The 13706-nt window shown below is 59.0% G+C and carries 9 protein-coding genes and 1 rRNA gene; 8 read left to right on the forward strand and 2 right to left on the reverse strand.

Annotation, left to right across the window (positions count from 1 at the left end; genetic code table 11):
* The first annotated feature begins 148 nt into the window (after positions 1–148).
* The 4 genes from M5G26_RS04660 to M5G26_RS04675 are packed head-to-tail and all read left to right on the forward strand — an operon-like array spanning position 149 to position 5746.
* A complete protein-coding gene (locus M5G26_RS04660; protein ID WP_273914573.1) occupies positions 149–925 on the forward strand; it encodes a DUF3050 domain-containing protein in 777 nt (258 codons plus the stop codon).
* A complete protein-coding gene (locus M5G26_RS04665) occupies positions 922–1851 on the forward strand; it encodes a diiron oxygenase (protein ID WP_273914574.1) in 930 nt (309 codons plus the stop codon). The genes M5G26_RS04660 and M5G26_RS04665 overlap by 4 nt, the downstream gene beginning before the upstream one ends.
* A gap of 13 nt (positions 1852–1864) precedes the next feature.
* A complete protein-coding gene (locus tag M5G26_RS04670) occupies positions 1865–5257 on the forward strand; it encodes an amino acid adenylation domain-containing protein (protein ID WP_273914575.1) in 3393 nt (1130 codons plus the stop codon).
* 21 nt (positions 5258–5278) lie between these two features.
* Entirely contained in the window at positions 5279–5746 is a 468-nt protein-coding gene (locus M5G26_RS04675; RefSeq protein ID WP_150692826.1) for an SRPBCC family protein, read from the forward strand.
* Between the two features lie 152 nt (positions 5747–5898).
* Here the strand turns inward: M5G26_RS04675 and M5G26_RS04680 are convergent, their stop codons facing one another.
* The gene (locus M5G26_RS04680; RefSeq protein ID WP_038369156.1) at positions 5899–7779 is read right to left on the reverse strand and encodes a methyl-accepting chemotaxis protein; all 1881 of its coding nucleotides are present in this window, start codon (positions 7777–7779) and stop codon (positions 5899–5901) included.
* A gap of 304 nt (positions 7780–8083) precedes the next feature.
* Between M5G26_RS04680 and M5G26_RS04685 the strand changes: the two genes are divergently transcribed.
* The 4 genes from M5G26_RS04685 (at position 8084) to M5G26_RS04700 (ending at position 13434) form a co-directional block, all read left to right on the forward strand.
* Positions 8084–8584, forward strand: coding sequence for a sigma-70 family RNA polymerase sigma factor (locus M5G26_RS04685; RefSeq protein WP_273914576.1), 501 nt, complete (start codon positions 8084–8086; stop codon positions 8582–8584).
* Positions 8584–9585, forward strand: coding sequence for a FecR domain-containing protein (locus tag M5G26_RS04690; protein ID WP_273914577.1), 1002 nt, complete (start codon positions 8584–8586; stop codon positions 9583–9585). Before M5G26_RS04685 ends, M5G26_RS04690 begins: the two co-directional genes overlap by 1 nt.
* Positions 9586–9673: 88 nt before the next feature.
* Positions 9674–12178 carry a TonB-dependent siderophore receptor gene (locus M5G26_RS04695; RefSeq protein ID WP_273914578.1) on the forward strand — a complete coding sequence of 835 codons (2505 nt, stop codon included), beginning with the start codon at positions 9674–9676 and terminating at the stop codon, positions 12176–12178.
* Between the two features lie 77 nt (positions 12179–12255).
* A complete protein-coding gene (locus M5G26_RS04700; RefSeq protein WP_273914579.1) occupies positions 12256–13434 on the forward strand; it encodes a PepSY-associated TM helix domain-containing protein in 1179 nt (392 codons plus the stop codon).
* Positions 13435–13506: 72 nt separating this feature from the next.
* Here M5G26_RS04700 and rrf read toward each other — a convergent pair.
* A 5S ribosomal RNA gene (rrf, locus tag M5G26_RS04705) occupies positions 13507–13622 on the reverse strand.
* Positions 13623–13706 lie beyond the last annotated feature (84 nt).

The raw sequence follows: 13706 nt of genomic DNA on the forward strand, positions 1-13706 counted from the left end.
ATGAAGCCATGTCACAGATATATCCGGTCCGCACTTACCTATCAGGAAGGAAGGCTGTCGTCCGCCGACAGAAAACAAGTAAGTCGTAGTTTCACAGATTGCGCAGTTACCCGAGCAGTTCCATTTCATATCAACGATAAAGGACATCATGATGCCCACCAAGAACCAACTCGCCCTGAAGAAAGCAGAACTTAGTATTCACCCGATCTTTTCCGAGATCACTTCGTTATCGGTCTTGCGTCGCTTTATGGAAACCCACGTGTTTGCCGTGTGGGATTTCATGTCGCTGACCAAACGCCTGCAGCAGGAACTGACCTGCACGCGGTTGCCTTGGCTACCGCCGCGTGACCCTCACGCCGCCCGGTTGATCAACGAGATCGTTCTGGGTGAGGAATCGGATGATCGCCTGACCGAGGGTCATTACAGCCATTTCGAGTTGTACCTGGATGCGATGCGTGAAATCGGCGCCAGTACCACGGCCGTGGAGCGTTTTGTCGCCCTGCAACAGGAAGGCGTGAGCTATGACGTCGCGCTGCAAAGCGTCGAGGTTGATCCGGCCGCCGCGCAGTTTGTCCGTGACACCTTGCGCATCGCCCTGCATGCACCGGGACACAGCGTGGCGGCGGCGTTTCTGCATGGTCGCGAGAGCGTAATCCCAACCATGTTCCAGCGCATTCTTGACGACTGGGGCATCGGCATCGAACAGGCGCCGACCTTCCGCTATTACCTGGAGCGCCACATCGAGGTCGACTCCGAAGATCACGGCCCGGCAGCAGAACACCTGCTCGAGCGTCTGGTCGACGGCGATCCGCAGCGCGAGGCCGAGGTCTACGCCAGCGCCATCGCCGCCGTGGAGAGTCGCATCGCCCTGTGGGACGGCCTGCGCCTGAGCATGCGCGAACCGTTGGCGGAGGTGGCCCAATGAACGCCACCGACTATCAATCCTTTGCCGACGCCTGGGAGAACCGCGCCACCATCCGCACTCGCCCGCGGCGCGTGCTCGAAGACGACGAGCGCCTGATCTATCCACTCAGCCGCCAGCCGCTGGTGCTCAGCGAAACCTTCTTGCGCGAGTGCCCGCAACAACGTGATTTCGCCTTGGTGCAGACGCTGTACAAATTCATCAACGACGTGGTGATTTTCGAGACCGAGATCGTCGACAAGACTGCGCGCAGCATCGCCAAGAATCGCTTCGCCGTGGCGTTCCCGTTTGCCTGTCGTTACGACGCGATGACCGTTGTAGTCGATGAGGATTACCACGCGCTGGTGGCGATGGATTTCATGCAACAAACGGTGGCGATGACCGGCATCGAGCCGATTCAGTTGCCCGATGAAATCGAGTTGAGCCGGGCGATTCCTGCGGCTGTAGCGCTGGCACCGGAGCACCTGCGCAGCGCGGTGGAATTGATCTGCGTGGCCATCGCCGAAAACACCGTAACCGGCGATGTCGCGGCGTTCGCCCGCGACGACACGGTGAAGCCGTCGATCAAAGGCCTGATGGCCGATCACTTGCTCGACGAAGGTCGTCATTCAAGCTTCTGGGCGCGGATGGTGCGTATCTATTGGCACACCGCCAGCGCGGCGGATCGCGAAACCATCGCGCAGATTCTGCCGGTGTTCATCGGCCACTACCTGACCAACGACATCCAGAAAGCCTTCGACCTGCGCCTGATCGACGCGCTGCCGCTCAGCGAGACCACGCGCCGTTCGCTCAGGGACGAAATGGCCGGGCTCGCGTTCCCGATCAATCGCCACCATCCGCTGGTGGGCAACATCGTCAAGTTCTTCCACAACAGCTCGCTGCTCGACACGCCCTGCGTGCAGCACGCGCTGCGCGATTACCTGGTTTGATGAGGAGGCCGACATGAAACGTCTCGACATTTTGCTGATTGGCGCCAGCCAGGCCATGACCGGCCTGGCGCAGGAACTGGAACAACACGGCCACTCCTTGCAGCGCAGCGGCGTTGCGGCATCGACGGTGGATTTGATCATCGACGATGGCTTTATTGGCGCTGGCGACTTCTGCGCTATCCCGCATTTGCATCTGCGTTTGGGTGTTGGCCTGCAGAGCCTTGGCGGTTTGCCGTCACTCGATTTGCTGTGCTTCCTAGGCTCGTCACTGATCAGCCGCGTGCCGATTGCCGATGAACCATCGGGAAACGGCCAGGCGTTGCGACAGCGGGTGCTGGCGCAGGTGGTGGACGAAGTGGCGCTGCTGGTCAGCCGCTTCTCCCGCGATGCGGGTTATCTGCAGCAAGCCGCTACGGTGACGGCGCCAGATTTCGATCGGATGGAAAACCTGTTGTTTCTCGACAGCCTGGCTTACGTCCATCAGCACAACGACACCGCGAATGTGGCGCTGCTGAAACAGGCGCAAGTGCCAGTCATCGAGCGTCTGCAACAGAGCTTGATTCGCCACGCCGAACGCCCGGCGCTGCACCTTGCGGAACAGTCGCTCAGCTACCGCCAGTTGCACGCCCACAGTCGTGCGATTCAACAGCAATTGCTGCCTTTGCTCGAGCAACATCCGCAACCATGGGTGGTCGGTATCTGCCTGCCGAAAAGCCCGGCGCTGTTTGCCTCGATTCTGGCAATCCTCGGCAGCGGCGCGGTGTACCTGCCGCTGGAGCCGAGTCATCCGTTACAGCGTCAGCAATACATTCTGCAAAACGCTGGCGCGTTGCTGTTGCTGCATGACGGCGAGCATCCGCTCAGCGCCACCATGACGGGGCTGGATGTCAGTCGTATCGACAGCGCCGAGGCAGATCTCAGTCAGCCTTTGATGCGTCAGCGCCCCGCCCTCGATGCGCCATGCATGGCGCTCTATACCTCGGGCACCACCGGGCATCCAAAGGGCGTATTGCTCAGCCAGACCAACCTCGCGCACTTCACCGCGTGGTACGCCGATTACGTGCAGTTGCTGGCCGAGAGTCGGGTCTTGCAGTTCTCTTCGCTGAGCTTCGATTCGTCACTGATCGATATCTTCCCGACCTTGCTTGAAGGCGCCGAACTGGTGGTGCCCGACGACACGCAACGGCGCGATCCGCTGCAACTGGTTGCGCTGATTCGTCGCCGGCAATTGACTCACGCCTTCCTGCCACCGGCACTGTTGAGCATCCTGCCGCTGGAGCAACTGGAAGGCGTGCAAGTGATGACCGGCGGCGATGTCTGCGAGCCATTCGTCATCGAGCAACTGACCCGCCAGGGCACGCTGCACAACCTTTACGGCCCGACCGAAGCGACGGTGCTGATCACTGCGCGTCAGCTCAAACCCGGCGACAGCAACCGCAGCCTCGGCGCGCCGATCGCTAACAGTCAGGTGCTGATTCTCGATGACGATCTGCAACCGGTGCCGCAGAACACCGTCGGCGAATTGTTCATCGTCGGCCCCGGCGTTTGTCTCGGTTATCTGAACAATCCACAGCAGACCGCCGAGCGCTATCTGAGCCTGAATCTGCCGGACGGCCAAACGTTGCGCGCCTACCGCAGCGGCGACATGGCCAAGTGGGGCGAGCAAGGTATCGAGCTGTGCGGACGACGCGACAATCAGGTGAAGATTCGCGGCTTCCGGGTCGAGCCGGAAGAGATCGAACGCTGCCTGCGCGAGAGCCAGTTGTACCGGCAAATCGCAGTGGTGATCGACCCTCAGCGGCGCATTCTGGCGTTCCTCGCCCAGCCGCAATCGGACACCGCGCGCGAAGCGCTGAAGGCCCACGCCCGGCAGTTTCTGCCGGATTACATGCAACCCGTGGCATGGACTGAACTGTCGAGCATGCCGTTCGCCAGCAACGGCAAGGTCGACCGTAAGGCGCTGCGGGAACTGCCAGTGAGCGTGCAGGACAACGGGCCGAAATGTCTGCCGGCGAATGCCGATGAAGCACTTTTGCTGGAGATCTGGGCGGAATTGCTGGAGTTGCCGAACAGCGATATTTCCACCGACGAAAGCTTCTTCAATCTCGGCGGTCACTCGATTCTGCTGTCGCGCATGTTGCTGCGTTTGCGTGAGGAGTTCGGCCGCAGCATCTCGATCAATCGCTTCATCGAACTGCCGACCATCATCAAACTCGCCACGCTGGTGCGCGGCACCGATGACAGCGCCGTGCTCAGCGCCCAGGCCATGGCCGACGCCGAGCGCGCGCTGCAAATCGAACCGCTGCCGATCAGCCGCATGGGCGATGTGCACAAGGTCATCGTCACCGGCGCCAACAGTTTTGTCGGCGTGCACATCGTTGAGGCGCTGCTCGGTTGGGGTGCCAGCGAAGTGGCGTGTCTGGTGCGCGACGGCGGCGGGAAAACGGCAGCGCAACGCTTTGCCGAGTCTCTGCGGGAAAACCGTCTGGAGCATCTGGATCTGAGTCGTGTGCGGGTTTACGCGGCGGATATAACGCGTCCGCAGTTGGGCCTGGATGACGACGATTATCAGCGCCTCGATCGTGAGTTCGGCGCACTGGTGCACAACGCTGCCAACGTTAACCACGTACTCGATTACGAGTCGCTGGCGGCAGACAACGTCGAGCCGATTTTTGCGCTGCTGCGCTTGTGCGAAGGGCAGAGCAAAAAGGTTTTCAATTTCGTCTCGACACTGTCGGCCTCAAGCACGGTCGACGACGCGGGACGGGTGCTGGAACTGCCCGCCGCGCCGACGCCACCGATCTACATCCGCAACGGTTACAACCTGTCGAAATGGGTCGGCGAGCGCATCCTCGAACGAGCGCGGGAGCGCGGCGTCCGGGTCAATCTGTATCGCCCCGGCAATATCAGTTTCAACAGCTTGAGCGGCGTTTGTCAGCCGCACAAAAACCGTTTGATGCTGATGCTCAAAGGCTCGATTCAGCTCGGCCAGGTACCGGCCTTCGCGCTGAATTTTGACCTGATGCCGGTGGACTTTCTCGCCCGCTTCATCGCCTTCCACGCCAGCCGTTATTCACCCGAGCGTGCGGTGTTCAATCTGCATAACCCCGAGCCTTTGAGCTGGGACGCCTACGTCGCTTCGTTCCGCGAAACCGGCAGCGAGTTCGCGCTGGTCAGTGTCGCCGACTGGCAGCAGCAACTGAACCGCGTCGACGCCGATAACGCGCTATTCGGTGTGCTCGGTTTCTACCTCAACGGCTTTGAAGAAGACATCGGCGACATCTCCCTGATCGGCCACGCCAACGCTGAAGCCGGCGTCCAGCAGATGGGCGCGCATTACCCGCAGAAATCCCCTGCGCTGCTGCGTCGTGGCTGCGACTACCTGAAAGAAATCAACTTCATCTGATCCAACAAAAGGAGCAACACCATGAGCACTCTGCAACCCGATACCCTGATCAAAAACCCCCATGGCTGCCACGTAGTGTCTTCGGTAGAAGTGCCGGCAGACGCGACGCAGGTCTGGGCGGTGGTCGGCGATTTCGGCGGATTCGACCGTTTCATTCCGGCGCTGTCGCACATCGAAATGACCGGCGACGGCGTGTCTTCGCTGCGCAAGAAATTTTTCAAGGACGGCAACGTGGTGGTCGAGCAACTCAACTCCCGCGATGAGCACGCGCGGAGCATGACCTGGACGACGATTTACAACACGTTGGGGGTGGCGAATCTGTGGGCGGCGATGAATGTCGAATCGCTGGGCGAAGGTAAGTCCCGGGCGACGTGGACGATCATTGCCGAGCCGGCTTCGGGCGGTGAGGAAGCGTTGCCGGGGTTCAAGGAGTTTGTGCAGGGGTTTGCGGATGATGCGATGGGGAATGTGTTGAAGCTGTTTGTTTAAGGCTTCGGCTTTGCGGTGAATGCACCACCGCTTTCGCGAGCAGGCTCGCTCCCACAGGGTATTGGGTGTTCACACATGTTGTGTTCAACCAAAAATCCTGTGGGAGCGAGCCTGCTCGCGAAGAACGATAACGCGGTCTGCAATCTGAAAAATCAGATTTTGAAGCTGTCGACCAATTGCTTCAGGCGATTGGCCTGCTGCGACAACGCATCACAATCCTTCAACGTTTCATTGAGGTTGGCCACGCTCTGCTGGTTCAGCAGGTTGATCTGGTTAACGTCGACGTTGAGGGTTTCCACCACGGCGGTCTGCTCTTCGGTCGCCGCTGCCACCGACTGGTTCATCCCGTCGATTTCGCCGATACGCTGGGTCACGCTGACCAGACGCAAACCGGCCTGGTTGGCCACTTCCACGCTCTGTTCACTGGACGCCTGACTGGCGTTCATCGTAGTCACCGCTTCACGCGAACCGATCTGCAGCGAGGTGATCATTTTGTGGATCTCTTCGGCCGATTCCTGGGTGCGGTGCGCGAGGTTTCGCACCTCGTCCGCCACCACGGCAAAACCACGCCCGGCTTCACCGGCACGCGCCGCTTCGATCGCGGCGTTGAGCGCCAGCAGGTTGGTCTGTTGCGAAATGCCTTTGATCACATCGAGGATGTGGCCGATGTTGTCGGTGCTGGCGTTCAGGGTTTCGATCTGCGTGCACGACAGGCTGATCTTCTGCGACAGCTCAGTCATCGCCAGAATGGTTTGCTCGACCACCTGACGACCGTCATCGGCCTGCTCGCTCGCGCCACTGGCGTGTTGCGAAGCATCGGCGGCGTTGCGGGCGATTTCCTGAGTGGCGGCGCCCAACTCGTTGATCGCGGCAGCCACGCTGTTGGTGCGCGCGCTTTGTTCATCGGAGCCGACGATCGAAGCGTTGGACGATGCCATTACCCGTTGTGACAAGTCGTGCACATGACGGGTTGCCGAGGACACTTCGGAAATCGACGCATGAATCCGTTCAACGAACTGGTTGAACGCGCTGCCCAATTCACCGAACTCGTCTTTGCTCTCGACCACCAGACGACGGGTCAGGTCGCCTTCGCCCTGAGCAATGTCCTGCATCGCGCGGCCCATGGTGGTCAGCGGACGCATCAACACGTTGATCAACAGGCTCAGCAGCAGCGCAATCGCAGCCACAGCAACAAACATCGCGATCAGCGCCGAGGTGCGGAATTGGCTGAGGGCGGCGTAGGCTTTGTCGCGGTCGATCGACAGACCGATGTACCACTGCGCATTCGGCAGGTCGCTGACCGGGGTAAACGACAGAATACGTTCCTGGCCATTGAGCACGACGTTCTGGTTGCCCTTCTCGATGCGCACGCTGGTGTTCGGGTAGATGTCTTTCAGGTTTTTCATCACCTGATCTTTGTCCGGGCTGACGATCACCTGACCGTCGGCACTGACCAGAAACGCATGGCCGAGGCCACCGAAGTCCACCGAGTTGATGATCTTCACCAGGGTTTCCAGGCTCAGGTCACCACCGACCACGCCGAGCAGTTCGCCGTTCTTTTTCACCGGCATGGCGATGGTCACCACCAGCCCGCCAACGGCAGCCATGTACGGCGGCGTCAGCATGGTTTTGTCGGCAGCGACTGCTTGCTTGTACCAAGGGCGCTGACGCGGGTCGTAGCCGTCCGGCATCTTCGCGTCAGGGCGCTGGGTGAACACACCGTTGGCCTGACCGACGTAAGTGAACTGGAAGTTCGAGGTGAAGGCCGGCTGATCGACCAGGCCCGGGAAATCGGCGTCCTTGCCCTGATGCGCGACGTTTTGCGCAAGGTTTTCCAGCACCAGGATCCGCCCGCTCATCCAGTTCTGCACGCTGCTGGCGGTCAGATCACCGGCCTGCTGCACGGAGGACTGAAGGTTCTGGCGAATGGTGTTTCGCTGCAGGTAGTCGTTGTAGAGGGTGAACAGCGCGAACGCCAGGACCACGACGCCCGAGGCGGCCAACAGGATTTTATGGCTGAACTTGAGATTCATTTCATGGGACTTCTTATGCGAAAAGTGGGGATGCGTTCCGGATGCAACATTCCATGTACAGCGCAGGCAGCGTTCTTCTGGCCGCTCTACTTTGGTGCACGCATGTCTCACCAGTCTGTCGGCACATGTCGGAGAAATCTTAGGGTTGTGCGGGAAATGGATGGCATTTCTGGTGGATTCCCGCCGAACGGCGTGCCAGAGCGCTCGCGGTGAGGTTTTTCAGGAGCAATGTTCGAGCGGCAGTTGCAAATTCTGCAACCCTTACCGACAATGCGACTAATTATCATTTGTGACGTTCGCGTTCATGTCCTCACCTGAGTTCGCTGTACAGGCGCTTTACAGTAGTCATCACGGCTGGCTCAACGCATGGCTGCGCGCGCGGCTGGGCAATGCGGCGGATGCAGCGGATCTGGCTCAGGACACCTTCGTCCGCCTGCTGCAACGCACCGAACGTCTCGAACTCAATGCGCCTCGCGCCTTCCTGCGTTCCATCGCTCGCGGGTTGGTGATCGACCATTGGCGCCGTGAAGAAATCGAACGCGCCTATCTGGAAACCATCGCCCATTTGCCCGAAGCCGAAACACCGAGTGCCGAAGCCCGGACGCTGGTGATCGAACTGCTGGAGAGCATTGCGCGGATGCTTGAAGGACTGAAGCCGAAAGTGCGTCAGGCGTTTCTGCTGGCGCAGTGCGAAGGGTTGACCCACAAGCAGATCGCCGAACAGATGGGACTGTCGTTACGTTCGGTTGAACGTTATGTCGCCGATGCGCTGTATCACTGCTATGTGTTGCGGTACGAAAGCTGATGCCCTTGGATAACGCCGCACTCGGGCGCCGTGCAGAGCCACAGCAACAAGTGGTCAAACAAGCCATCCATTGGCTGCTGCGCTTGCGCAACAACCATGGCAACTCCCGTTTGAATCGCCAGTGCGAACAGTGGCGCGCCGAACACCATGAGCACGAACTGGCCTGGCAACGGGTGCAGTCGCTGCAAGCCGAGTTGAGCAATAACCTGCGTGCGGTGCCCGGTGCGCAAGTGGCATTCAACACCCTGGAAAACAGTGCGCAGGGTTTGGGTCGGCGACAGGCTTTGAAGCTATTGTCTGGCGCATTGCTGATGGGTTCTGCCGCCTGGCTGGCCAAGGACACTGCCGCGTGGCAGCAATGGAGCGCCGATTACGCCACCGCGACGGGTGAGCGACGCGGCTTCCAGTTGCCGGACGGTACCCGGATCGAGTTGAACACTGCCAGCGCGGTGGATCTGGATTACACGGCGCAACAGCGCCTGATCAAGCTGACTCGCGGTGAAATCATCGTCACGTGTGGTGGCTCCGACGAGGGCGCACCGTCTGATCGGCCGCTGCGGGTACAAAACCGTCACGGCACTTATGAGCCGGTCCATGCCCGATTCATCCTGCGTCAGGACAATGATTGCACACGGCTCAGCGTCACCCATGGCGAGGTTGCCATCCACGCCGGCGGCATTTCGGTAGACGCACTCGCCGGGCAGAGTTATCTGATCGACCACCACCAGGTACGCCAGGCCCCGACGCTGGATATGGATGCCGGCGCCTGGGTCGATGGCTTGATCGTCACGCGCAACATGCGTCTGGGTGACTTTATCGCCGAAGTCGCGCGTTATCGTCAGGGCTTTCTGAACTGTGCGTCGCAAGTGGCAGATCTGCGCTTGTCCGGCGTTTTCCGCCTGGAAGACACCGACAAACTGCTGGCGGTTCTGCCGCAGACGTTGCCGGTGCAATTGCGCTATCGCACTCGTTGGTGGGTGACGCTGGAGCGCGTTGCCTGAAATTATTTTGGCGGGTTTTCGCAGCAGGTTCGGCTTAGTCAGTAAGCACTTCAATTCAAGCGTTTGCGACTTCCTACGGAAACCTACAATGACTGTCCGCGCCACCTGTAAGAACTCTCTGCATTTCACTGCCGAATCGGGCCTGTTGCGCCACGCCGTTCGGGCAGCGCTTTTTTCCACGGTGCTGGGCGTTGGTGTGATGCCCGGTTTGAGCATGGCGGATAATCCAGCGGCCAGTGAAGTCAGCCATGGCTACAACATTACAGCGGGCCCGCTGGGTGAGGCGCTGAATCAATTTGCACGTCAGGCTGGCATCACGTTGTCGATGACCCCGCAGCAAACTCAGGGCCGGCAATCGCCGGGCGTACAGGGTGAATATTCGACCGATCAGGCGTTAAGCCATTTGCTCGGTGGCTCCGGTCTGGAAGCGGTCAGCCAGGATGGCAGCAGCTACGTCCTGCGTCCGCTCGCTGAAACCGAAGCGCTGGCCCTGCCGACCACCGACATCAAAGGCTTCGCCCTCGGCAACGCCTTGGGCAGCATGGACGGCTACAACGCCACCCACAGCCAGATCGCCACAAAGACCAGTACCGCGTTGCTGGAAACTTCGCAGAGCGTGTCCGTGGTCACTCGCGAGCAAATGGACGATCAAGGTTCGCAGACTGTCTCACAAACAATGCGCTACACCCCCGGCGTGTTGACCAACCCCTACGGCGCTACTCACCGTTACGACTATGTGGCCATGCGCGGCTTCAACGACGGCTCGGTGGACAATATTTACCTCGACGGCCTCAAGTCGATGGGCGACAGCGGCACTTACAGCACCATGCAGGTCGATCCGTATTTCCTTGAGCGCGTGGACATTCTCAAGGGCCCGTCGTCGGTGCTGTACGGCCGCAGTTCGCCAGGCGGACTGGTGGCGCTGACCAGCAAAAAACCACTGTACGAGGCTTACCATCAGGTGCAGGCCACGGTCGGCACGCAGGGTCAGCGCGGGTTTGGTTTTGACTTCAGCGGCCCGGTCGATGACGACAAGCGTATTGCCTATCGTCTGATCGGGTTGACGGATCAGTCCGACACGCAATTCGACCACAACAAGGAAAAGCGCTTCGCCCTCGCACCCACCCTGAGCATCGATTTCAGTGAAGACACTTCGCTGACACTGCAGGCTTACCTGCAACACGATCCGGATGGCGGCTACCACGGCGGTGTGCCGGCCGCCGGCACGATTCATCAGCGTAACGGCAACCGTATCTCGCCACACTTCTTCGAAGGGGAGCCGGGCGTCGATGGCTATTCCCGTGATCAGCAATCATTCGGTTATCAATTCGAACATCGCTTCAACGACGTCTTCACCGCTCGCCAGAATTTCCGTTACCTGGATTCCAAAGTGAACATGGATCAGGTCTACGCCTATGGCTGGACCTCGCCGACCAGCAACGAGCTGAACCGCTACTACACCGGTGGTGACGAGCGTCTGCATGCGTTCATCGTCGACAACATGCTCCAGGCGGAATTTTTCACCGGCGCGACCAAACACACCGTGCTGATGGGCGCGGACTACCAGCGACGCAAAACCGTGGTCGACTGGACCAGTGGCGGTCTTGCACCGATCGATGCGTTCAACCCGGTGTACGGCAACTCGGCCATCGATATGTACGGGGAGACCAGTTACCTGCGGCGTCTGGAGCAGACCGGGGTTTACCTGCAAGACTTGATCGAGATGGATAAATGGCGCTTCTCGCTGGGCCTGCGCCAGGACTGGGTCGAGACGTCGGACGAAAACCGTATCGCTGAAGCCGGGCGTCCGGTTGGCACAGAGATCAATGATCGCCGCACCAAGCTCACTGGCCGTGCGGGTGCGCTGTACCTGTTCGATAACGGACTCGCGCCGTATATCAGCTACTCCGAATCGTTTAACCCTAACTCCTACGCCGACAGCGCCGGTAACCCACTGGCCCCTACCGACGGCACACAATGGGAGGTCGGTTTGAAGTATCAGCCGCCGGGTACTGACAACCTGTTCACCGCGTCGCTGTTCCGTATTGATCAAGAGAACCTGGCAACCAAACTGCCGCAGGAAAACTTCTATCGCGGGGTAGGCGCCGTGCGCTCTCAGGGTCTGGAACTGGAAGCGCACATGCAATTGACCGACAACCTCAAAGTCCTCGGCAGCTACACCTTCACCGACATTGAATACTCGAAGTCGATGGTCAGTACGTTGAGCACGCCGACCGATGTGATCGAGAACAAGGGCAACTCACCAACGCAGGCGCCGCGGCATATGGCGTCGTTGTGGGCGGACTACAAGTTCGACAGTGCGGCACTCGATGGCCTGCGTCTGGGCGGCGGCGTGCGGTATGTCGGCTATAGCTGGGCGGATGCGGAAAACACTTTGAAGGTGCCTTCCTACACGTTGTTTGATGCCTCGATTGGCTACGACTTGGGCAAGGTCGGTTTAAAGGGCGTTGATGTGCGTCTGAATGCGAACAACCTGACCAATGAGTCCTACGTCGCCTCCTGCGCCAGTCTGAACTTCTGCTACATGGGCGAAGAGCGCAACGTCGCGGCAACGGTCAGCTACCAGTTTTAAGCCTTTGTCCGGTGCATAAAAAAGCCAGCCCCTGATGTTTCAGGGGCTGGCTTTGTCGTTTCTGTGGAGAAATTGCAATGCGTGCGTTTTTGGTGTTGTTGCATCGTTATATCGGCTTGGCCACCGCGGTTTTTTTGCTGCTTGCCGGGGTCACGGGAAGCATCCTGGCGTTCAATCATGAGCTGGATGAATGGTTGAATCCGCAGTTTTATGCGGCGTCTGCAGTGGGTGAGCGATTGCCGCCCGGTGATTTGGTTGATGCCGTGCAGAGTACCCATCCAAAGTTGCAGGTCTGGTACATGGAGTACCCGAATGAGACGGGCCACACCGCGTTGCTTGCGATGGTCCCGCGTAACGATCCGGGAACCGGCCAGCCATTCGCTGAGCGTAATCAGGTGTTCTATCTGGATCCGGTGAATGCTGAGCAAAAGGGCCAGAGGTATTGGGGCGAGTGCTGTTTTCAACGGGAGAATTTTGTCCCGTTCATTCTTGAGTTCCACTACAACCTGACGTTGCCGGGTAATTGGGGATTGTTGTTGATGGGCCTGGTTGCCATTGCCTGGGTGATCGATTGCTTCGTTGCGCTGTGGCTGACATTGCCGCGAGGAAAGCCATTCTGGAAGAAGTGGTCGACCGCCTGGAAGGTGAAGGGTGGGCATGCCTATCGGCTCAACTTCGATCTACATCGCGCCGGGGGGTTGTGGCTGTGGTTGTTGCTCCTGCCGATCGCTGTCAGCAGCGTCGCCATGAACTTGCCGAGCCAGGTATTCAAGCCTGCGGTTTCGTTGTTTTCACCGATTGAGCCGAGCGTCTATGAGGCTCGAGGGCGAATGCCTCCTTCACAGCTGGGAATGACGCAATTGAGTTATCAACAGGCGTACGAGAGGGCGTTACAGGAGGGGAAAAGGTTAGGACTGACAGCGGCGATCGGGGAGTTGTATTACAGCTTTGAGTACAACTTCTACGGCGCAGGGTTTGGGCAGCATGACACCGAAGCGCATGGCAAATCCTGGTTGTTCTTTCATGGTACGGATGGGCGATTGTTAGGGCAGGAAATTGCAGGGCAGGGAACGTTGGGAGAACAGTTTTATCGGTTGCAGTTGCCGATACATGGTGGACGGATCATTGGTGTTACCGGACAAGTGATGATCGCGATGTTAGGTATTCTGATAGCGGGCTTGTCGGGGACTGGCGTCTACATCTGGTGGCGCAAATGGCAGGCTCGACGTATCAATAAGGCACGCAAAGCCGTTTGATCATTGGTTTTTGTAGGCCCTGAAATGACAAAACCCCTGTCTGCGTTAGCAGACAGGGGTTTCGGAATTCAATCTTGACGATGACCTACTCTCACATGGGGAAACCCCACACTACCATCGGCGATGCATCGTTTCACTGCTGAGTTCGGGATGGGATCAGGTGGTTCCAACGCTCTATGGTCGTCAAGAAATTCTGTATCTGGCCCGTCAACACGGTAACAAGCCAGAAAAAACGGTTACTTCTACTAAAACAAAACCCCAACCGCTGCAAT

This window comes from Pseudomonas sp. TNT2022 ID642 (assembly GCF_028656995.1).
Lineage (GTDB): Bacteria > Pseudomonadota > Gammaproteobacteria > Pseudomonadales > Pseudomonadaceae > Aquipseudomonas.